Source organism: Exilibacterium tricleocarpae (assembly GCF_007004655.1).
In the GTDB taxonomy this organism is placed as follows: Bacteria; Pseudomonadota; Gammaproteobacteria; order Pseudomonadales; family Cellvibrionaceae; genus Exilibacterium; species Exilibacterium tricleocarpae.
In genome coordinates, this window is record NZ_ML660097.1 from 110,645 (window position 1) to 131,062 (window position 20,418).

At 58.1% G+C, this 20,418-nt stretch carries 14 protein-coding genes and 1 tRNA gene; 5 read left to right on the plus strand and 10 right to left on the minus strand.

Translation table 11 applies throughout. The annotated features are described in order from the left end of the window. The first annotated feature begins 14 nt into the window (after nt 1-14). Complete coding sequence (locus FKG94_RS17350) at nt 15-1,415, plus strand: L-serine ammonia-lyase (protein ID WP_142905595.1); 1,401 nt, start codon at nt 15-17, stop codon at nt 1,413-1,415. A 71-nt stretch (nt 1,416-1,486) separates the two neighbouring features. Here the strand turns inward: FKG94_RS17350 and FKG94_RS17355 are convergent, their stop codons facing one another. The 3 genes from FKG94_RS17355 to FKG94_RS17365 form a co-directional block, all read right to left on the minus strand. Beyond that, nucleotides 1,487-2,401 (minus strand): HDOD domain-containing protein, encoded by a 915-nt coding sequence (locus FKG94_RS17355; protein WP_142905596.1) that lies wholly within the window; start codon nt 2,399-2,401, stop codon nt 1,487-1,489. 173 nt (nt 2,402-2,574) lie between these two features. Continuing rightward, on the minus strand, nt 2,575-5,229 hold the full coding sequence (locus tag FKG94_RS17360) for a TonB-dependent receptor (RefSeq protein ID WP_179957693.1): 2,655 nt from the start codon (nt 5,227-5,229) through the stop codon (nt 2,575-2,577). Nucleotides 5,230-5,399: 170 nt separating this feature from the next. Then, entirely contained in the window at nt 5,400-8,309 is a 2,910-nt protein-coding gene (locus FKG94_RS17365; RefSeq protein WP_179957694.1) for a TonB-dependent receptor, read from the minus strand. Nucleotides 8,310-8,729: 420 nt separating this feature from the next. Here FKG94_RS17365 and FKG94_RS17370 point away from each other — a divergent pair, with 420 nt between their 5' ends. Both FKG94_RS17370 and FKG94_RS17375 read left to right on the plus strand, forming a co-directional pair. Further along, the gene (locus FKG94_RS17370; protein ID WP_142905599.1) at nt 8,730-9,341 is read left to right on the plus strand and encodes an RNA polymerase sigma factor; all 612 of its coding nucleotides are present in this window, start codon (nt 8,730-8,732) and stop codon (nt 9,339-9,341) included. Beyond that, nucleotides 9,338-10,357, plus strand: a complete 1,020-nt coding sequence (locus tag FKG94_RS17375; RefSeq protein ID WP_142905600.1) for a FecR family protein — start codon at nt 9,338-9,340, stop codon at nt 10,355-10,357. The genes FKG94_RS17370 and FKG94_RS17375 overlap by 4 nt, the downstream gene beginning before the upstream one ends. A 51-nt stretch (nt 10,358-10,408) precedes the next feature. On the opposite strand, the gene FKG94_RS17380 is transcribed toward FKG94_RS17375, so the two are convergent. Continuing rightward, the gene (locus FKG94_RS17380) at nt 10,409-11,308 is read right to left on the minus strand and encodes a Gfo/Idh/MocA family protein (RefSeq protein WP_142905601.1); all 900 of its coding nucleotides are present in this window, start codon (nt 11,306-11,308) and stop codon (nt 10,409-10,411) included. A 220-nt stretch (nt 11,309-11,528) separates the two neighbouring features. Here FKG94_RS17380 and FKG94_RS17385 point away from each other — a divergent pair, with 220 nt between their 5' ends. Then, nucleotides 11,529-12,263: a DUF1499 domain-containing protein gene (locus FKG94_RS17385; RefSeq protein WP_142905602.1), complete on the plus strand. Its 735-nt coding sequence runs from the start codon at nt 11,529-11,531 to the stop codon at nt 12,261-12,263. 81 nt (nt 12,264-12,344) lie between these two features. On the opposite strand, the gene FKG94_RS17390 is transcribed toward FKG94_RS17385, so the two are convergent. The 3 genes from FKG94_RS17390 to FKG94_RS28770 form a co-directional block, all read right to left on the minus strand. Continuing rightward, entirely contained in the window at nt 12,345-13,250 is a 906-nt protein-coding gene (locus FKG94_RS17390; protein ID WP_142905603.1) for a helix-turn-helix domain-containing protein, read from the minus strand. After that, on the minus strand, nt 13,226-14,224 hold the full coding sequence (locus tag FKG94_RS17395) for a ketoacyl-ACP synthase III (RefSeq protein ID WP_142905604.1): 999 nt from the start codon (nt 14,222-14,224) through the stop codon (nt 13,226-13,228). The genes FKG94_RS17390 and FKG94_RS17395 overlap by 25 nt, the downstream gene beginning before the upstream one ends. Nucleotides 14,225-14,936: 712 nt before the next feature. Further along, complete coding sequence (locus tag FKG94_RS28770) at nt 14,937-15,443, minus strand: nuclear transport factor 2 family protein (RefSeq protein WP_179957688.1); 507 nt, start codon at nt 15,441-15,443, stop codon at nt 14,937-14,939. Here FKG94_RS28770 and FKG94_RS17405 point away from each other — a divergent pair. Then, on the plus strand, nt 15,389-15,730 hold the full coding sequence (locus tag FKG94_RS17405) for a LysR substrate-binding domain-containing protein (RefSeq protein ID WP_179957695.1): 342 nt from the start codon (nt 15,389-15,391) through the stop codon (nt 15,728-15,730). The genes FKG94_RS28770 and FKG94_RS17405 overlap by 55 nt on opposite strands. 100 nt (nt 15,731-15,830) lie before the next feature. Here the strand turns inward: FKG94_RS17405 and FKG94_RS17410 are convergent, their stop codons facing one another. The 3 genes from FKG94_RS17410 to rne all read right to left on the minus strand — a co-directional run bounded on the left by FKG94_RS17410 (nt 15,831) and on the right by rne (nt 19,878). Then, nucleotides 15,831-16,412: a 3'-5' exonuclease gene (locus tag FKG94_RS17410; protein WP_142905691.1), complete on the minus strand. Its 582-nt coding sequence runs from the start codon at nt 16,410-16,412 to the stop codon at nt 15,831-15,833. Nucleotides 16,413-16,489: 77 nt separating this feature from the next. Then, nucleotides 16,490-16,577 (minus strand) — tRNA-Ser (locus FKG94_RS17415). 178 nt (nt 16,578-16,755) lie between these two features. Continuing rightward, nucleotides 16,756-19,878 (minus strand): ribonuclease E, encoded by a 3,123-nt coding sequence (gene rne, locus FKG94_RS17420; protein WP_142905607.1) that lies wholly within the window; start codon nt 19,876-19,878, stop codon nt 16,756-16,758. Nucleotides 19,879-20,418 lie beyond the last annotated feature (540 nt).

Genomic DNA, 20,418 nt, shown 5'->3' on the forward strand with positions numbered 1-20,418 from the left:
GGTGAGTAAAAGCTATGTCGATCAGTGTTTTCGATCTGTTTAAAATTGGTATCGGGCCATCCAGCTCCCACACCGTGGGACCCATGAAGGCCGCTGCGCTGTTTGCGGCGCGGTTGCGGGACGAGCGGCTGTTGCAGAAGGTGGTGCGGGTCAAGGCAGAGATGTACGGCTCTCTCGGGGCCACCGGCATCGGCCACGGCACGCCGAAAGCGGTCTTGCTCGGTCTGGAGGGGGAGCAGCCGGAGACCGTCGATATCGAGGCGATGGCGCTGCGGGTGGCAGCCATTCGTGACGGTGGCACTCTGCGTCTCGGTGGCGACCGTGAAATTGATTTCGACGATAAGGGCGACCTGATTCTCCACCGCCGTGAGACTTTGCCGTTTCACCCCAATGGTATGAAGTTTACCGCCTATGCTGATTCCGGCGCAGAGCTGCTGGCCTGTATCTACTATTCCGTCGGCGGCGGTTTTGTGGTGGATGAGGAGGCCAGCGGCAGCGATATAATCGCCGAAGACGACCGTGTGTTGACCTACCCGTTTTCCCTGGGCGCCGAATTGCTGTCCATTTGTGAGAAGCAGAACCTGCGTATCTCCGATGTCATGTGGGAGAACGAAGCGGCCTGGCGCCCGCACGCGCAGACCCGGGCGGGTCTGCTGGCGGTGTGGGAGGCGATGCGCGAATGCGTTGACAACGGTATTCGCAACCAGGGCATATTGCCGGGCGGGTTGAAAGTGAAGCGGCGCGCTGCTGAATTGCACGCACAACTGCTTAGCCGACCCGAGGCGTCGCTTACCGATCCCCTGACGGTAGTGGATTGGGTCACGCTCTATGCACTGGCGGTCAACGAGGAAAATGCGGCGGGCGGGCGGGTGGTAACCGCGCCGACCAACGGCGCGGCCGGTATTGTGCCCGCGGTGTTGCACTATTACACGCGCTTTGTTTCCGGTGCCGATGAAGATGGGGTGCTGCGTTTTCTACTTACTGCGGCTGCGATTGGCATTCTTTACAAAAAAAATGCCTCTATCAGTGGCGCCGAAGTGGGCTGTCAGGGCGAGGTGGGCTCTGCCTGCTCCATGGCCGCCGGGGCACTGACTGAAGTGCTTGGCGGTACGCCGGCCCAGGTGGAGAATGCCGCGGAGATCGCGATGGAACACAACCTGGGTTTGACCTGTGACCCGGTTGGCGGTCTGGTGCAGGTGCCCTGTATCGAGCGCAATGCGATGGCGTCGATAAAGGCCATCGCCGCGGCAAGAATGGCGTTGCGGGGCGACGGCGCGCATTTTGTCTCGCTCGATAAAGTCATTCGTACCATGCGTGAAACCGGTCGCGATATGAAAGACCAGTACAAAGAAACGGCACGCGGCGGCCTGGCGGTGAATGTGGTGGAAGTGCCGGTTAATATTATCGAGTGTTGAGCAGGTCTAAACCTGGAGCGGTAAGTCAGATGCGGCTGTCACAACAGCTTCCGGTCGGGGCCGGCGGCAGCTCAGTTGCGGTAATTGATAAACGTCGACAGCGCTTTAACCTCGCCGAGGGCACTGTCCGACAACTGCCCGCATTCGGCAAAGGTGATGCCCAGTTTTGCCGCCAGGCCGGCGAAGTAGTAGGCGCCGATCTCTTCGCTCATGGTCCGCTCCACAAAATAGTCCCGTATCGACAGCGCCGCGTTGAGTATCAAGGCCATGCGCCGGTGGGGGCCGGCGCCGCGGGGGTCCAGTTGGTAGTGGATAGGGCGGTAGAATTTTTCGCTAAAACCCCACATTAACAAAATGGCGGAACTCACTTCCGAATCCGGACTGGTGCCGAGTTCCTCCTGTGCTTTATAACGCTGCTTTGTTTTTTGCCGGCTGTAGCGCAGCACTTCGTCCGTGGTCAGCGGACTGAGCAGCAACTTCACCAGAAACCCGATGTTGCTGAGCAACCCGACCGTGTAGGCATAGGAGGGCGGAAGCGCGCTACTGCGGCCGACCAGGCGGGCCAACAGGGCAAACACCGGATTTTCTTCCGCCACCGCCCGGGTGTTGAGTTCCGTGACCAACTGACGAGCCACTATCGCCGTGTACAGGGACTGCTCCCAGAAAGTGGCCATATTGATCTGGTGGGTGTAGGGAAAAGCCTCACAAAGCTTGGCGGTATAGACAATGTCGGACAGCCGCTGCACGCCGATTTTGCGTATCGCCGTGCTGATATCGGCGCTTTCCGAGCCGGTGGAATAGTAGACGCTGTTGGCGCATTTGATAATGCGTGTTTTCAGGCTGACATCGGTGTTGATCAGGTCGGCAAACTGGGTGAAGTCGGCGCCCTGGTCGACCAGTTGCTGCAGTTTGAAGACAACAGCCGGAAAAGTGGGCAAATTGGCCTGTTGCAGCAGGCCGATTGGGCTTTCAGCGCTTGCACTCATTGCTATTGTCTAGGCGTCTTACCTTACCTGTGGTGTGGTATATCTACTCTCTTACCCTAGTTCAAGATCCGTTGCAGTGCGCACCTTTTTTAGACCAAATTATACTTAGCCACCCCGGCGCCATCCTGGGCTGCCGGGCCGTGGCCGGATAAGACAGGTCTGCCGGTGGGACGTTAATACTGTAACCTTGCCCCCAGACTGAAACGGCTGCCGTTTTCATAAAAACCGACGGGGATGCCGTCGCTGGTGCTCTGGTAGATAACCTCGTTGGTGATATTGACGGCACTGAGGAAGATATCGACCTGATTGGTGGCCTGCCAGGTAAAGGTGGCATCCCACTGGTCGTAGTCGTCAGTGGCGATCTGGGAGCCGGAGACCAGGGTGCCGAAGGACTCGGAGCGATAGTTGTAGGACAGGCGGGCGCTGAAGCGATCATCTTCATAGTAGATCGAGGCGTTGGCCTGGTTTTCGGAGTTGCCCGGCAGTTCCAGCCTGCCCACTTCGCGGGCCACGTCGGCGTCGGTATACGTATAGTTGGCGGTGATGCCGAAACCCCGGCCGAGCGGGTGTTGCAGTTGCAGCTCCAGACCCTGGATATCGGCGCCGTCGGCGTTGAACGGTCGGGTGACGGTGAGCGTCTGGCCATTGAAGTCTTCGGTCTGGGTTCTGTTGACGATAAAGGTGGACAGGTCTTTGACAAAGTAAGTGGCCGAGACAATGGCGGCCTCGTCGTAGTACCACTCTATGCCCACCTCAAATTGATCGGCAGTGGTGATGTCCAGCAGCGGATTGCCGCCCGAGGCCGTGCCGGTGGTGGCGTTGATCACCAGGTTGGCACTGAGGTTCTGAAACGTGGGGCGCGCCATCACCGTGGCGATCGCGCCGCGAACAATAAGGTCGTCGCGCAGGTTGTACGCCAGATTAACGCTGGGCAAATACTCGGTGTAGTCCCGTGTCACTGTGGCCAGAGCGCCGTCCTGAAAGGCTTTGGAAGTCTGGTCGGTCTGCACCGCGCGCAGGCCGATGTTGCCGCGCAGCTCACCCTGCTCGAAGCTGGCTTTGGCATACCAGGCGGTGATTTCTTCGTTGATATCATAGAACGCATTCTGGTCGACCGCGTAGCTCATGACGCCCGCGTTCAGGAGCGTGTCGACCTGTTGAATCGCCTTGCGGCGGTCGAGAAAGGCGTAACGTGTCAGTGAACCTGAAGAGGCGGTTTCGCCGTGCAGTCTGGGCGAGGGGCCGGAAGACAGATCGTCCAGTGTCAGCGCCGCCAATGCCGCCACTTCGGCGGCGATGGCCGGGTCGTCGATATCGATGCTGCCCACCCTGCGGTTGTTTTCGATGGTGTGATCGCGCCACTTGCCGCCGACTTTCAATGACGTCACCGGCCCCCAGTTGACATCGATTTCGAGATCGCCCTGCAGGTAAAACTCATCGTCTTCCATAATCCGAATCCAGTCGCGCAAGCTGCCCGGCTGCAGGGCCAGCGCCCGGCCGTCGAGGGGATCGATATCGGGGAAGCTGAATTCGTTGGTATTGGCACTCAGGTTAATCACCTCCCGGGTGTTGCCCTCGAACCAATAGTTGCGATCGTGGGTGCTGCCGCCCTCGGCCTCGGTAAAACCGGTCTGCACATGGGCTTGCCAGCCGTCGCCCGTATAGGTGACATCCAGATCGTACACCGTCGATTCAATAAACGCATCGCGATAGATGGGCTCATCGGCGACGCCGACACTGGCGGGGTTTTCGATGGTGCCGCCCACCAGTGCCTGGCGCCCGTCGCTGGTGGGAATGAATACCGGGTTGGTGACGGTATCGCCGTTGGCAAGTTTGAAACCGCCGGTGACAAACAGGTAGTTCTGATTGCTGTTGTCCATACCCATATCGGAGTTGACATAATTGAACACGGCGTCCCAGGCCGATGTCGGCCGCCATTGCAGCGTGAGGTTGGTTGTGTCGCGCTCGCGTTGCTGCTGAAAAATAGCCGAGCCGCCGCCCCAGACGGCGTAGACATCTTCAGTAACCGCGCCGTTTTGGTCGGTTACGTCGTAGAGCGTGTTGGTGGGAAAGGCCTCCAGGCCATCGCGACGCACGCTGCGCTCCTGGCGGTTGAAAGAACCCAGCACGGCAAACGTTTCAGCGGCGTTTTTCCAACTGAGCAGGGCGGAGGTCTGCGGGTCCCACTCATCGGGCAACTCGCTGTACTGTCCTTCCACGCTGCCGCGCAAGGTCAGCGGTTCCAGGTCCATGGGCCGGCGCGTGCGCACGATGACGGTGCCGCCGATGCTGCCTTCGTCGAGATCGGCTTGCGGGCTTTTATAAACCTCCAGAGACGACACCAGTTCCGAGGCGAGAATGGAGTAGTTAAAGCCGCGGCTGGGATTGTCATTGGCCCACCAAAACGCCGAGGCGACATTCTGGCCGTTGAGCAGCGTGCGGTTGACCTCACTGTTGGTGCCGCGCACAAAAATATCGCGGCCTTCACCCCAGATGCGGTCGACCGAAATACCGGGAATACGCTGCAGCGAATCGGCGACGTTCTTGTCGGGAAATTTGCCGATATCTTCGGCGTTGATGGCATCGACGACCGCATCGGCGTTCTCTTTCACCGCCAGTGCGCGCCTCAGGCTGCCCCGAATGCCGATGACCTCCAGTTCTTCAACGATTGGCGCGGCGCCGGCCGCGGCAGCGGCCGGCTGTGCGTGGGCGGTATTGACCGTACCGACCGCAGCCAGTGCGCCCAGCGAGCCGTAAGCCAGAACGGTGGTGTTGAACCAGCGGATCGCGGTTCCCAGTTTAGTGGGAGTCATTGTGGTTTTTTTCATCTTTTCCTCTGCGCCTGGTAAGTGGGGTAACCTGTTCCATAGCTGTAAACGGCGGGCGGGGAAAAATCCCGCCAGGGCAGCGTTCGGTGTAGTCCTTTGGCGTGGGGAAATCATGGGGGAAGGCCGGCAAAGACTACTGTGTTGCGCCGGCGTGCAGTAGGCGCGTGCACTCAAATATTCAGGCTGATGCCAATAATAAAACGCCGGCCGTTTTCGTAAAAACCCTGCGGCACACCGCTGGCGGTGCGAAAATAAATCGGTTCGTTACCCAGGTTGACGCCCTCCAGGTGCACCGATAGCCGCGGGGTGGGTGTCCAGCTAATGGCGGCATCCCACTGGTCGTAGGCTTCCGTGACATCCTGGGAGCCGGCGTTGAGGCCGCCGAAAGAGTCGGAGCGATAGTTGTAAGACAGTCGCGCGCTAAAGTGCCGGTTTTCGAAATACACCGAGCTGTTGAGCTGATCCCGGGAGTTGCCGGGCAGCGTCGCCGTTTCGCCGCCGGCACCGGCCGTCACCGATGCATCGGTGTATGTGTAATTGCTGGTGACACCGAAACCTCTGCCCAGGTCCTGTTGCCATTGCAGCTCGATGCCCTGTATATCTGCGCCCGCGCCATTGTAGGGACGGGTGACGTTGAGGGTCTGGCCGGCAAGCGTCTCCGGCAGTGTGCGGGTAGTGACCAGGGCGGCTATATCCTTGCGAAAATAGGCGGCGGATAACACCGAGGCCTCGGCAAAGTACCACTCAATCGCCAGATCAAATTGATTGGCTCGAACGGGTTCCAGGTGCGGGTTCCCCCCCGCCGCGGTGCCGTTGGTGGCGTCGATGATAATACCCGGCGTCAAGTCCTGAAAATTCGGTCGGGCCATAACCCGGGCCAGGGCGGTGCGCAGAGTGAGGTTGCGCGCGAGCTTATAGGCCAGGTTTAAGCTCGGCAGGTAGTTGTGGTAGGGGCGCAGGTGACGGGTGAGCTGCGTATTCTGGTAAGCCGCGGCACCTTGCTTGGTGTGGACTGCGCGCATGCCGATATTGCCGGAGAGCCTGTTGGTTTCGATATCGGCCTTGATATAAGCGCCCAAAATACGTTCGTTGATCCGGTAGAAAGCGTCGGTGTCGTAGCGATAGCTGAGCAGTCCCCGGTCGAATAACGGCTGCAAACTTTGTGCGAGACGGTTGCGGTCGGCCCAGGCGTATTGCGTGAGGGAGCCGGCGCTGGCGGTCTTGCGGTGCAGGTGGGGTGTCAGGCCGGCGGAGACCTGGTCCAGGCCGATGGCTTGCGCCGCCGGCCAATCTGCGTGAGCGGTATCGACGCTGCCCACGGTGCGGTTGTTTTCGATCGTATGATCGCGCCACTTGGCGCCGACCTTGATGCGGTTGATAAAAGGCAGCTTGTCGAATGCCCAGCTCAGATCCCCCTGTAAGTAAAACTCCTCGTCGCGCATTTCGCGAATCCAGTCGCGCGAGTCGCTCGACAGGCGCTGCAGGGCTGCCGGATCGCGGGGATCGAGGTCGGGAAAGTCAAATGCCAGCCGGCGCGGGCCAATCGCATAGGATAGCTGGGTATCACCGATAAAGCGGTAGCGCCGGTCGTGATCGCTACCGCCTTTGGCCCGGGTGACACCCATCTGCCAGTGAGAGCGCCAGCCGTCGGCGTCGTAATTCATATCGAGATCGTAACTGGCGGTCTCGACATAGGCGTCACGGAATATTGCATCCAGTGCCGCGCCGGGACTGTCGGCATTGCCAAACGTGCCGCCGAGCAGGGTACGCACGCCGTCGCTGGTGCCAATCTGTGCGGCGCTGACCGGTACCGGCGGTATCTCGTTGAGTTTGAATGCACCCGGCAGGGCTAGGTAATTCTGGTTGCTGTTGTCCATATCCATATGGGTAAGCACGGCGTTGAAGGCGATATCCCAATGCGGGTCGGCGGCCCATTGCAGTGTCAGGTTAGCGCTGCGGCGGCGCCGCTCCTGTTGAAAGATTGCCGACCCCAGGCCCCAGGGCACGCGAACCCCCTCGATAAGATTGCCGTCGGCTTCTGTAAGAGTGTAGAGCGCGTGGTCGGGGAAAGCCTCGAGCCCGTCGCGGCGCAATTGCCGCTTTTGTAGATTGAATGAGGCCAGGGCGCCGAAGGTGCCGGCAGTGTTTTTCCAACTGAACAGCGCCGCGGCCTGCGGGTCCCACTGGTCGGGCAGCTCGCTGTACTGCTGTTCCAGCGAGGTGCGTAGCGTACCGGCGGCCAGGTCCAGCGGCTTGCGGGTGCGAATGATTACCGTACCGCCGATGCTGCCCTCATCGACATCGGCCTGCGGGCTTTTGTGAACCTCCAGTGATGCGACCAGCTCCGAGGCGAGGATGGAATAGTTGAAGCCGCGGCTGGGGTTGTCGTCGGCCCACCAGTAAGCGGAGGCGACATTCTGGCCATTGAGAAGGGTGCGGTTCACATTCTTATCGGTGCCGCGAATATTGATATCGCGCCCCTCGCCCCAGATGCGATCCACGGAGACACCGGGAATACGTTGCAGGGCATCGGCCACATTCTGGTCCGGAAACTTGCCGATATCCTCGGCGGTAATCGCGTCCACAGCCGCATCGGCGTGGCGTTTGATAGAGAGACTGCGCGCCAGGCTGCTGCGAATCCCGGTAACCAGCACCTCTTCGATCGCGCTGTCCCGCGGAACAGTCTGTACTGCCGGCGCGGCGGGTGCCGGTTTTATCGTCTTCAAGCGTTGCCGGGCGGGGTCCCGATACACCACCAGCACCTGTCCGCCGCCAAAACGATAACTGAGCCCGCTGGTGTGCAGCAGATGCTCCAGAGCTTCGGTCCGTGAATAAGCGCCGTGCAGCGGCGCCACCGTCAGTTCGGGCAGTTGTTCGCTGCGAAACATGATCTGCAGGTTGGATTGTTCGGCATACTGTAACAGGGCGGTAGCGAGTGGCTGTCGTTTGATCGCGTAGTTAAGAATATCGGTAAAGGTATCGGAAAAAGTATCGGAAAAAGTATCGGAAAAAGTATCGGTGACGGCCTCAGTGCCGGTATCAGTGGCCCCGTCGGCGGCGAGAACGGTGCTGCACAGCAAAGCCGCGGCAAGGGCGGCCGGTATCCGCCGTGCAAACCGGTTGAGGTGGTGAGCAGGGCTGCGCGCTGAGCCGCATCGCTCAAGTAATGCTCTTATATGGCCTGGACCCATAGTGTGATTGAAAATACAGGAAATAATTATAGTTAGCCGTGATTATAATAACGGAACCGGCCACTGACTCCCGACAAAAATACGGCGATGCCTGTCGGGTTTATGGCCGCGGTTGCGTTTACAGGGGGGAGGTTATGCGCAACAAGGGGTCCAGAGCCCCGGGGCCTGCAGGTTCAAGAGTCAAGGGTTGTAGGGTGCACGTATTAGTATCGAGCCTTATGCCGGTCCCGGTTTACAACAAAATACTGCTTACTTGAACGCTGTTGCAAAAGCAACCGTATCAAAAGAAGGCTGTGATTAGGGCAAGCAATGGCGTCAGTGAGACCGAAACTATCAGCCGGACCGCGACTCAGGGTTGTCGGGCAAACCCAGCGTGGCGCAAACGGCGACGGCGCTGAGGAGGGCGTGTCCGGACCGGATCCCTATATCGAAACCCTGTACGAAAAATACCGCTGCAGCCTCCTTAACTATCTGACCGGGCTCTTGCCCGGGGGGCGCCAGGACGCATACGAAGTCCTCCATGAAACCTATATTCGTTTACTGAAACAGGACAACCTGGAGCGACTGGAGGAAAATGCGCGCGCCTATATCTTTACGGTGGCCACCAACCTGGTGCGCGATGCGCTGCGCCGTCGCGGCAGTCGCCGTGCCGATGCCCACATACCCTTCGAGGAAGGCGAGTTTCCCAGCACTGCGCCATCGCCGGCCCGGGCGGCGGACTGGGAGCAATCCCTGGCTAAACTGAAACGGGAGTTGTTGAAACTGCCTGCGAACACCCGACAGGTGTTTCTGTTGAGCCGGTTCGAGGAAATGACCTATCCGGAAATTGCCCGTGCCCTGAATATCAGTACCCGTACCGTCGAGCGGCATATGGCCACGGCAGTCAGGAAGCTGCAGAACTCGCTGGAAGACCTGTTATGAATATATCTGCGCAAACCGCTCGGGCAGATCGGCGCCGAATCAGGCAAGAGGCGGCGGCCTGGTATGCAAAATTGAAATCTCCCCGCTGCGACCGGGCTGCTCGCCGGGCGTTTAAGCAGTGGTTGGCGCAAAGCCCGTTGCATGAACTGGCTTATGAACAGTGCCGGGCCCTTTGGGATATAAGCGGTCATCTAGGTGCCGATGGTGATATTCGCCGGGAGTTAACCGCTGCGCAGGCGACAGCGGCCGACACTGGCCGCAGGCGCGCCGCGGCTGCGCGCTATCTGCAAGTGGCTGCCGTCGTTGTGGTGCTGGTCGCCGGGGGTTGGTTTGTCACCGACAACCGGTCAGTGGACATCTATGGCACGGGGGTTGGGGAGCATCGCCTCGTTCGTCTCGATGACGGCTCGACCGCTCTGTTAAACACCGATACTGTTATTGCCGTCAACTACAGCCGCGCCGCCCGCCGCCTCGAACTGCGCCGGGGCGAAGCGTTTTTTGCCGTGGCGGCGGACCCGCAACGACCTTTTGAAGTCGCCGCTGCTGGCAGTGTCGTCAGGGCGCTGGGCACCGAGTTCAATGTGCTGCTGCGCGCTCGGGCGGTCTCGGTTACGGTGGCGGAGGGCGTGGTGGAACTCGAGGGACGGCGGGGACCGGATGGGGTACCGCGAACACAAATCGAACGGGGAGAGGCCGCCACTTACCATGACGATGGTGTTACACCCGCCATTGAGCCGGCCGAGCTGGAACGTATCACTGCCTGGAGGAATAGCAAGATTTACTTTAAATCCAGCCGCCTGGCCGATGCGGTGCTGGAGTACAACCGCTATACCCGCACACCGATTGAAATTCTGGATAAAGACCTGGAGGACCATTTGATTTCGGGCATTTTCCAGGTTGGGGATTTGACCGCGTTTGTTTTCTCGCTCGAACAGCTACTGGACGTGCGGGTGGTCAGAGATAACGACCGCATCTATCTGATGCGCAGAGTGCGGGCCGCTCACCCGACCGGGTAGGGTGTGCGGCAGTAACCGCCCGATGCTGCTGTGGATCGGTACCGCAGGTAGTCAGCCAATTGCCTGGGCCAACACCCGCTCGCAGAGTCGGTGGGTGGCGAGGATATCACTGTACTGGTCTGCGGGACTGGTGCCGGCCTCTACCTGTTGGAGAAAGGCCTCAATCATATCCATAAAACCCCGTTTGTGCAGTGTGTGTTCCCAGTCGCTGAAGCCCAGTTCGACCTTGTGATTGTCACGGTAGTGCCAACCGCCGGAAAGATTTTTGATCTGCCACTTTTGCTCGCAACCGAAGAACTCCAGTATCTCCTCAGTAACGCCGCTGATGCGGTTCATCGAGCCGGCCAGCAGGGTCTGTTGCCACTGCCAGTGGACCTGGATCGCGGCCAGCAGTGTTTGCTGATAAAAGGCTTCAACCTGTAGGTCCGCTGTTTCGCCGCCGCCCAGAAAGCGCAGCGTATCCAGCACATGGATAAAGTCGTCAAAGATAAAGACCCGCGCATCGGCGGGCTGCCTGGCGCGGTTTTTCTGCAGTCGTATCTGGGTGGCAGGGTGGCTGTCGATAGATCGGATCAACGGGGCGTAACGGCGGTTGAATCCCACAAACAGCGGCAGTTGCTTTGTGGCCGCCAACGCCAGCAGCCGCTCACTCTCGTCGGCGTGATAGCTCAGGGGTTTATCGACGAAGACGGCAATGCCCGCATTTAGCAGTTTGGCGACAATCGCCGGATGGCTGTCGGTGCTGCTGTGGACCATGGCACCTGCGGGGGCGCTTTTGATTAATGCCTCGAGGTCGGTGTAGGTTTCTGTGATTCTGTATTGCCGACTCAGCGAGGTTAGGATGGCGGCATTGCGGGTGCACAGCACCGGTGTAATGTCGGCGTTGGCTGCCAGGAGCGGCAGATAAGCTTTTTGAGCGATATCACCTAAACCGATTAGCGCTATACGCATAGTGTTGGTCTCGATACGCCGGTCGCACTTGCCGTGGTGCCGGCGCTGCGGTTCTGGCAATTGTGAGGAAGGCGTTAGTATAATACTAACCCTCAACTTTCAGGGACTGTGCAGGCAGGTTTGTTGATGCCGGTGGTGTAGATGGTGTAGATGGTGTAGATGATATAGAGAGTGCCTGATAGTCGCGCTTCATCATTATCGTGGTTATGGAGACCTGCCTATGAACAGAGTACTTTTCCTGGTAACACGACTGGTGTTAGTTGTCAGTGTCGGTGTATTTCTGACACTACTGCTGGCGGGGCCCGCCTACCGTTTTGAACTGTGGGAACTGGGCACGGCCTTCAGCGTCTCGCGGGGTGCGGCAACGGTCGCAGCCTGGACTTGCGGTATTGCGGTTGCCCTGTTACTCGCCTGGGCCCTGGTGAACAAGCGCCTCAGCAAAAGTGCATTGACAGCCGTGTTGTTGTGTGGGATTCCGCTGGTTCCGTTATATCAGTTCCAACAAACGGCGCGCAGTGTACCGCCTATTCACGATATCACGACAGATACGGCAAACCCGCCGGTCTTCGTTGCCATAGCGCCCCTGCGTGCCGATGCACCCAACCCCGTGGAATATCTCGGTGGTGAGGTTACCCGGCAACAACTGCAGGCTTATCCCGATATAGTGTCGATAGATATTGCCCTGGATACTGAGCAGGCGCACGCCAAAGCCCTTGAGGCGGTTGCTGCCATGGGATGGGAGCTGGTTGATAGTGAGGTTGCGCAGGGGCGGATAGAAGCGACCGATACCACTTTCTGGTTTGGCTACAAGGATGATGTGGTTATCCGCATCACCGACAAGGGCGCCGGCAGCCGCCTCGATATTCGCTCCAAGTCCCGCGTCGGCGGTAGCGATGTGGGCTTGAATGCAAAGCGCATCCGGGCTTATCGAGATGAGTTGATGGGGAGTTTGTAGGTCGGCGGCTTATGGTGGTTAACCATACCCAAATAGTCATTGACGGGCAGGGCAGCTTAAAGCAGGGCTCAGGGACAAGCATCATTCCCCCTTCAGCTTCCGCAGCAGAGTAGCGCGGGAGACGCCAAGCATTTGCGCCGTCCTCGACCGATTACCCCCACAAGCGTTTAAGGCTTTCGCGATCAGTAGTTGGTCGAATTTACCTCGCGCCTCGCGCAAGCTCGTGGACTCTGTGTTGAACGCGATCCTGCGAAGCGTGATGATGCTGCTATGTTCCTCGGTCGCCGGAAACCAGCACAAAAAATTGAATAGTCGGGTTTCCCGCTCCGTGTAAACCAGGACACCCATTAGAAAAGTGACAGATACGCTGCCCCAGACGGCGGCATTGACCTGCAGGCCCAGTCGCATCGCCGCAGCGACACCAAATGCGGTGAGGACGATAGGAGCGACCCCGATCGCCATTGCTAATGATCGCCGGCGTCCAATGAACTCGGAGCCCGTCCTGGCGGTGTAGATAAGCGTGGTCAGTGAGCCCAACATCATGCCGACGATAACAACCTGGAGGGCGTTATAGTAGGGCCCTCCAACCCGGGTGATCGAGTAGCCAATACTTTTGGCGCCCGCGATCGCGGCATTGGGTATAACCAGCAGCACGATGCAGGTCAGGGCCAGGGCCGCCAGTAGGATTGTGAGCGAGACATGCTTGTAACCGCCGATATCGAGCGCCAGGCCGAGTAACGTAATACCTGTGGCGGACAAAAAGAGATATGCACCTATCATGACCAACAGTCCATCTTCCGGATGGTTGGCGTAGGCGAACGATGCCAGCTCGGTAACGGTCATACCGAACATGGAAACCAGGAATGCCAAAAACCACGGATTCATTGTTTTTATTTGCCGGCGGCCATACCAGAATATAACCGCCTTTATAGCCAGCGCCGTAATGCTCGGCGTGGCGTATATCAGTAAATCATTCCACCCTGACATACTGAAATTCCGCTCCCTGCTCCTAGTATCAACAATTTATCGCCCCGGCTAGGGGGGGTGAGCGCCATGGCCACAGGTATAGTGGCGCTGGTCAAATTCCCGAATTTTTCATAGGTGACCGGGGCCCGGCTGACATCGAGGTGCGCCGCGGCGATCATGCGCCGGTGAGGTGCTGATCCCGATTGATGCAAGTAAGCCCAGTCAACATCCCCTGGCGCCCAGCCGAGGCGGTCATAGGTGTTGCCAATCATCTCCTCGTGGAGGTCCAGCACCGCGGAGGTGATCTCGCTCATGAGCATGTGACCTGTTATGCCCTTGTCGGTGCGCTTATAGTGACATAGCTCGGCGTGCTGACCCCGTGAGCATAACCGCAAATTGCGCCAGCCACTACGGTCATCTGAACGCTGTATCACCATTGCGCCACCCGCGTCCCCGGCCGAGAGCATGCCGACCCATTTTTTGAACAGCTCCCGGCTCCGCACTTTTTTCAGTTTATGCACATATTCGTACATCACATCGCTCGGCCGCTCCCCGGTACAAACCAGCACATTATCGACCATGCCGGCGGCGATAAATGCGTCGGCTACGGCCATCCCGTCGATAAAACCGTGACAGGCGTTAGTAACATCCAGGCAACTGGCATTACGGGCACCCAATAGGGACTGGACGCGATGTGCGGTTGCCGGCTCCTGCCAGTCCCGGTCGATACCACAGAACACAATAAACCCCAAATCCTCAGGCCTGATGCCAGCGGCCTCGATTGCCCGCTGCGACGCCGCACAGGCCAAATCTGACGGTGCCGTATCCCGATCGCATACCCTGCGTTCCCGAATCCCCAGTGCCTTATCCATGTAGGATTTGGAAACACCAAACCTTTCACACCCGATTTCCTCCATGATCGATGCTGAGTCGACGACGGTGGCCGGCAGGTATGCGCCTACGCCGGCGATTTTAGAAACCCCAATAAACTCCATTATTTAACTCCTCTATGCAGATTATGAACGGTGGAGTTTTACCGCTGTTTGGCACGATTGCCATCAGTTTCCGCAGGAGCACTGAGGCCAATAGGGCGTTATCTATTCAATGTGAGTACCTGATAGCAAAATCCTATTTCCTGACCACGAGGTACTGTACTACTGTATAAAAAAACAGCTGTAGTGATGTGTCATGCGATTTACGGGGAGGGGCCCACGCCCGGGGGATTGGCTATACAAACCGGGCAATCTGGAGCAGCTCCTTGAACATTGGGAGAAACAAGGCGGATTCTGGGTACCGAAAAAGGAAGGCGGGTCCACCGGGCTCACTCTCCGGGCGGTGATTCGTACCGAATCGATTAGCGGCCTGCCGCTGCATGCGGTCGTGATAGCCCGGACCTACAATAAAGCACCTTGGCGATGGTTTGGGGTTTTTCTAGGCGAGCCGCCGGCGGTACGGTACCCGATCCAAGTCCTGGTTATCAAAAAGCTTCCCGATGAACCGGACGATTTGTACTGGCACCCGAGCAAGCAACTGCCGGCGGGTTGACTGTGCTGGCACTCAAATGTTTGGTACTTGGGTGCCGATATAGGTTGTGCCGATATAGATTATGGCGATATAGGTTGTGGCGATACCAGAGGCCTGGAGCAACATATTTTGATCCGGCTCCTTGGCTTGAGCGAGTCGAGGTGCCGGAGAGATACTTGGTTATTAGCGAAATTGAACGGCGGCTTTTTCAAATGGCCGTTCAATACCCTCAATGATGGGTTTTGGCTGGATGTTCTGCGGAAATGCCCAGCCATTCTCGTGCATATAAATTACGAGGTCGAGTGTGGTATCTGCCACTTCTATTCGAACGACCTTGCTGTCTTTCGCTGTAAGGATGAGGTTTTCGACAGATGTGCCCTTACGGCCGGTAGGCTGCAATACATCGAAAAATGGCTGCACGTGAGTCCAATATAGATTGACAGTCATAACAGCGCGACTATCACCGTTTTCATCGATGGCATTGATGTAGTCAACCAAGTCGACTCTGGCTGAAAATGCGGTAAGAAAAGCACCCGCCCAAGTCTTTAATGCGTCAATGCCTTTATTGCCAAAACTTGCCGAACTATTGGTGACGACATCTTTGTGGACAATGGCCCGCTCACCCGGATGAATTGGTGAACTATCAGTGTTTGAGCTTTCGCAACACGCGAACAGGACGGACTTACCCATGGTATGTTACTGAAGCGGGGAAAACCCGCTCGCAATTACTGAACAGTTATTTCGAAGCCGTTTTACGCGCAGCAAAGGCGGGCATGGGTGTGAGTCAAATGCCTGGGTACCTGGCCAAAAAGGCCATAGATGCCGGCGAGCTTGAGGAGGTTTTAGCTGCGTTTCGCCCTCCAAACACAGAGTTTCATGCGCTGTATCTCGAACGCCGTTTACTGTCGCCGCGTATTCGTGTATTTATCGATTTTTTGGTTGAATACAGATTTGCCAAGCACGTGTATGTTTTTTAGCTTGTCTGATCCAGGTTGTTATTATGTTTACGGCGATCGAGGTGCTTCGATCAAGGTACGTGGAGGGCATAAAAGCGGGCGTTTAAGTCCTCTATATCTATTAGATTTTTTCTGAAATTTTCTTCCTGCCCAGTATATAAGGCATCAACTGCGCCATATTTTTTGCATCGTCGATACCCCTGTGGTGCGCGCCGTGCAGGGGTAATCCCGCTAATGTTAATGCCCGGGCCATTCCAAATTTCTTTTTTAGATTCTGGGAGGTGGAAAACATCTTCTTAATATTGAGATGCTCGGAACCGATTGGGTAGGGAATATTATGGAGTTGACAGTCTCTCTCAAGCTGTCCCTTGTCGTAGTCACCCCAAGAGCAAAATAGAAATGAATCATATTGATACAGCCACTGCTTAAACTGTTTAACGGCATCCGGAAACCCTGGTGCTGTATCTATATCGGACTGGGTAATGCTGGTGAGTTCAGTGCAGAAGTTTGTTAACTTGGGATGTTTTATCGGTTTGATAAACAGCGTAAATTCATCAACAGTAGTCAGTTCCTCCGCTTCAACCATTACCGCGCCGATTTCAATGGTTTCCATATCCTGTCTGGCGATCGATTGTTTGTCGCAACAGGTAGCTTCAAGATCAATAATTAGAAAGTATTGGTAGTTATCTACATTCAAATGCATTTTTATTGATTGGTTTTTCTGAGTTGTCGGCAAGAGTTCGCTGGATAAGCGGACGAACGACAGAGGCAAAAATGAAATGGCGGTGGGGCAGGGATTCGAACCCTGGGAGCTGTTACACTCAACGGTTTTCAAGACCGCCGCTTTCGACCACTCAGCCACCCCACCGGATTTGAGGACCCGATTATACAGAGGTTTGGCGCGGGCACAAGCATCTAAGCGGGTTATTACAGCGGCGAAAATGCCCGGCCAATAACCCGTCAGGCGGGCCGACTTTATGGCCGTATTGGAGAGTAAAAAAAACCGGAGCTGGCAGGCTCCGGTCTTTATCTACCCATGTGGGCTATTACTGGTCCGCCTCCCTTGCCTGCGCAACGGTGTCCCCCGTAGTGCGGTTGACGCGCGGATCATTTGCCGGCCTGCTGAGCCGGCGCGGGCGGTGTTCCACCTTCGACGGCTGCGCGGTATCCAAGGGCCCGCCGCTGGTGTCCCGCTGGGGGGCGGTGGTGATTTCCACTTCGGTAACCGGCTTTGGGTTCAGCCGCGGGTCATTGCCGGCTCGGGCGGGCGCTGGTGCAACCTCCGCTGCAGCCGCGTTGGTATCAACAGGTGCTTGTGACTGTGTTGCTGTCTCTACGGGCTCGGGTTCGGCAGCCGCGGCCGTCTGCTGTGAAGTTTGAGACGAGGTATCGAGCGCCGGTTCTGCCTCTGCTTTCACTCTCGGTGGGCTGCTCTCTTTCTGCAGTGCGGCGGTCTTGTCCTCTGCCGCTGCGGGGGCTGTCTCAGCCGTTGCCGCGGCGGCAGTATCAGACACCGGCGCTGTTTCCGCCTCAGTGACGGGTACAGGCGTGGCGGCTGTTTCGGCTTCCGGGTTCCGCACCGCTGCAGTTGCGGCAGTTGTCTCAGCTTCAGCATCCGATAATTGTGCAGTTGCAGCAGGTGTCTCTGCCTCAGCCTCCGGCACTTGGGCGGTTGCGTCGGCTGTCTCGGCGCCAGCGCCCGGTGCTTGTGCAGTTGCGGCAGGTTTCCCAGCTTCAGCCTCAGGCACCGGTGCAGCAGTTGCTTCGTCTGCCGGCGGCACCGTGGCCGTGGATGCGGTGTCTGCCGGTTCCTGGGGCGATGTCGATGCTCCCGGCTTTTCGGTTTCCATTTTGGCGCTAGCCACTACCGGCGCGGTTGTCGCCTCCGGCTGTGTCGCTGCATCCCCGGATTGCTTCTCTGCCGCGGTTGCAGTTGCCGGTTCTGCCTTCGGCTGCCGCCGCTTCTCCGCGCGTTGTGCTTTTCCTGAATGTCGTTCATCACGGTTGGCTGTTGCAGGACTTTGCTCCGCCGCTGCCGCACTCTCAGCGGTTTGCTCACCGGCTGCCTTCGCAGTGTCCGCAGCCTCAGCATCGCGGCGACCGCGGCGGCGCTGCTGCGGGCGGGCCCGTTTGTTGGCCGGCCGCTTGGCCGGCCGCTGTTGATCCGACTTGTCCTGATCGGGTTGGGTCGATTCGCGGGCTTCGGCGGTTTTCGGCGCCTGCTCCTGGCGGCGGTTATCATCCTGGCGGCCGCCGCGCTCGTCCCGGCGGCGGCCTTTGCGCGCCTGCTCATCGCGGCGCTGGCCGCCACCGCGGTTATCACGGCCCTCGCGATTATCACGCTCTCCGCGGTCGTCCCGTTCCCCGCGATTGTCGCGGCGGTTGCGGTTGCGATTTTGCTGTTGGTTGCGACCGCGGTTGTTGTTGCGTCCGCCCTTGCCGCGACCCTGTTGGTTCTGTTTGGTCCGGCTTGGCTGCGGTTCCGGTTCGCTGGTGAACAGGTCCTCCAGCGCCTTTACCAGGCGTGACAGCAAGCCCGGCTGCTTGGGTGGCTCCGGTGCCGGCTGGGCGGGCACAATCTGCTGCACGGCCGGTTGCTGAAGTGCCGGCGCCTCGGCTTTTTTGGGTTTCTCCTCCTGCACACTGTCGTCAGTGGCGGCGGTGATTTTATAGCTGGTTTCCAGGGTGGCGGTATCGTCGTCGCGCAGGCGCTGCACCTCAAAGTGCGGCGTGACCATTTCGGCGTTGGGGACAATCACCACCCGGGTACCGTTGCGGGTCTCGATGCCGGAAATGGTCTTGCGCTTTTCGTTGAGCAGGTAGGTGGCCACCGGCACCGGCGCTATGGCCCGAATCTCGGCGCTGCGCTCTTTCTGCGCTTCCTCTTCCACCAGGCGCAGGATCGACAGCGCCAGCGACTTGGTGCTGCGGATGGTGCCCTGACCGCTACAGCGCGGGCAGACTTTGGAGGTGGTCTCCCCGAGCGAGGGGCGCAGCCGCTGGCGCGACATCTCCAGCAGGCCAAACCGCGAAATACGGCCCACCTGGACCCGCGCCCGGTCCATCGACAGGGCCTCGCGCATGCGGTTTTCCACCTCCCGCTGATTGCGTGACGGTTGCATGTCGATAAAGTCGATCACCTGCAGGCCGCCGATATCCCGCAGGCGCAGTTGGCGGGCGATTTCGTCGGCCGCCTCCAGGTTGGTCTGCAGGGCGGTCTCCTCGATATCGCTGCCTTTGGTGGCGCGCGAGGAGTTGATGTCGATAGACACCAGCGCTTCGGTCACGTCGATAACGATGGAGCCCCCGGACGGGAGTTTGACTTCGCGCTCAAAAGCGGTCTCGATCTGGCTTTCAATCTGGTAGCGGTTAAACAGCGGGGTGTCGTCGCTGTAGTGTTTGACCTTGCTCTGGAAATTGGGCATCACTTGTTGCACGAATGCCCGCGCCAGTTCATAGGCCTCCGGGCTGTCGACAATGATCTCGCCGATATCGGGTCGCAGGTAGTCGCGAATGGCGCGGATGATAACGTTGCTTTCCTGGAACAGAAAGTGCGGTGCCGGTGCATTTTCAGATTCGCTTTTGATGGAGTCCCACAGTTGCAGCAGGTAGTTCAGGTCCCATTGCAATTCCTCGGCGCTGCGGCCGACCCCCGCGGTGCGCACAATGGCACCCATGCCTGAGGGTACCTCGATTTTGCCCAGCGCGTCGCGCAGGTCGGCGCGGTCGTCGCCGTCGATGCGGCGGGAGATGCCGCCGGCGCGCGGATTGTTGGGCATCAGCACCAGATAACGCCCGGCCAGGCTGATAAAGGTGGTGAGCGCCGCACCCTTGTTGCCGCGCTCTTCTTTGTCCACCTGGACAATGATCTGCATGCCTTCTTTGATGACATCTTTGATTTTGAGACGGCCCTCGATATCACGGGGCTGTTTCATGAAGTACTCGCGGGAGATCTCTTTCAGGGGCAGAAACCCGTGGCGCTCGGAGCCGTAGTCGACAAAAGCCGCCTCGAGGCTGGGTTCGATGCGGGTGATTTTACCTTTGTAAATATTGGCTTTTTTCTGTTCGCGGTTACGGTTTTCTATATCGAGATCGTAGAGCCATTGACCGTCTACGAGGGCGACGCGCAACTCTTCCGGTTGGGTCGCGTTGATGAGCATTCTTTTCATATATTTTGCCTAAATCATTTAGGCGCAACGGCGAGGTGCGGGATGCGAATTGCAACTGCAGTCTGTGGGCTCAACCTCTTTTATCTGACGCGCTGCATCCTGCTCGCATCAGCGGTTGTGGGGACAGTCTCTGCCAGTGGATGTTGCACCGTAGAACCGGCCGGGCACCCGGGTTGTATCGCAAGATACGGGCGCCAGTGGCGGGTGCTGCTTACGGTGTGCTGGCGTCTGACACTATACCCATTACTCGTTTATTTACCTGTTCATCCCGAGCTGCCTGGCAGCCGCTGTTAGGCTGGTATCGTTGCGGTCTTTCACAACACTACCTTTAAAATGAGTTCGCTTTCTACACTATCAGTTTTAACTGCATACCTGCGCTTCGTTATTGCGCGGTTGTTACAGCCTGGCTGCCTGTTACCTGGGGACGTATTGAGTCCTGTTGTTCAGTTTCGGAACTATTTAGTTTTCCAGTTTCCTAGTTTCGGTACCGTCCAGTTGCGATGATCCGGTTTGGGATCTGCGCGTTAGGGATTCGTCACA

Excerpts from the sequence above, each read along its gene's own strand:
- FKG94_RS17360 (WP_179957693.1), bottom strand. The coding sequence starts at position 5,229 with ATGAAAAAAACCACAATGACTCCCACTAAACTGGGAACCGCGATCCGC.
- FKG94_RS17390 (WP_142905603.1), bottom strand. The coding sequence starts at position 13,250 with ATGTCAGGGTGGAATGATTTACTGATATACGCCACGCCGAGCATTACG.
- FKG94_RS17350 (WP_142905595.1), top strand. The coding sequence starts at position 15 with ATGTCGATCAGTGTTTTCGATCTGTTTAAAATTGGTATCGGGCCATCC.
- FKG94_RS17355 (WP_142905596.1), bottom strand. The coding sequence starts at position 2,401 with ATGAGTGCAAGCGCTGAAAGCCCAATCGGCCTGCTGCAACAGGCCAAT.
- FKG94_RS17410 (WP_142905691.1), bottom strand. The coding sequence starts at position 16,412 with ATGCATTTGAATGTAGATAACTACCAATACTTTCTAATTATTGATCTT.
- FKG94_RS17380 (WP_142905601.1), bottom strand. The coding sequence starts at position 11,308 with ATGCGTATAGCGCTAATCGGTTTAGGTGATATCGCTCAAAAAGCTTAT.
- FKG94_RS17375 (WP_142905600.1), top strand. The coding sequence starts at position 9,338 with ATGAATATATCTGCGCAAACCGCTCGGGCAGATCGGCGCCGAATCAGG.
- rne (WP_142905607.1), bottom strand. The coding sequence starts at position 19,878 with ATGAAAAGAATGCTCATCAACGCGACCCAACCGGAAGAGTTGCGCGTC.
- FKG94_RS17385 (WP_142905602.1), top strand. The coding sequence starts at position 11,529 with ATGAACAGAGTACTTTTCCTGGTAACACGACTGGTGTTAGTTGTCAGT.
- FKG94_RS28770 (WP_179957688.1), bottom strand. The coding sequence starts at position 15,443 with ATGGGTAAGTCCGTCCTGTTCGCGTGTTGCGAAAGCTCAAACACTGAT.
- FKG94_RS17395 (WP_142905604.1), bottom strand. The coding sequence starts at position 14,224 with ATGGAGTTTATTGGGGTTTCTAAAATCGCCGGCGTAGGCGCATACCTG.
- FKG94_RS17370 (WP_142905599.1), top strand. The coding sequence starts at position 8,730 with ATGGCGTCAGTGAGACCGAAACTATCAGCCGGACCGCGACTCAGGGTT.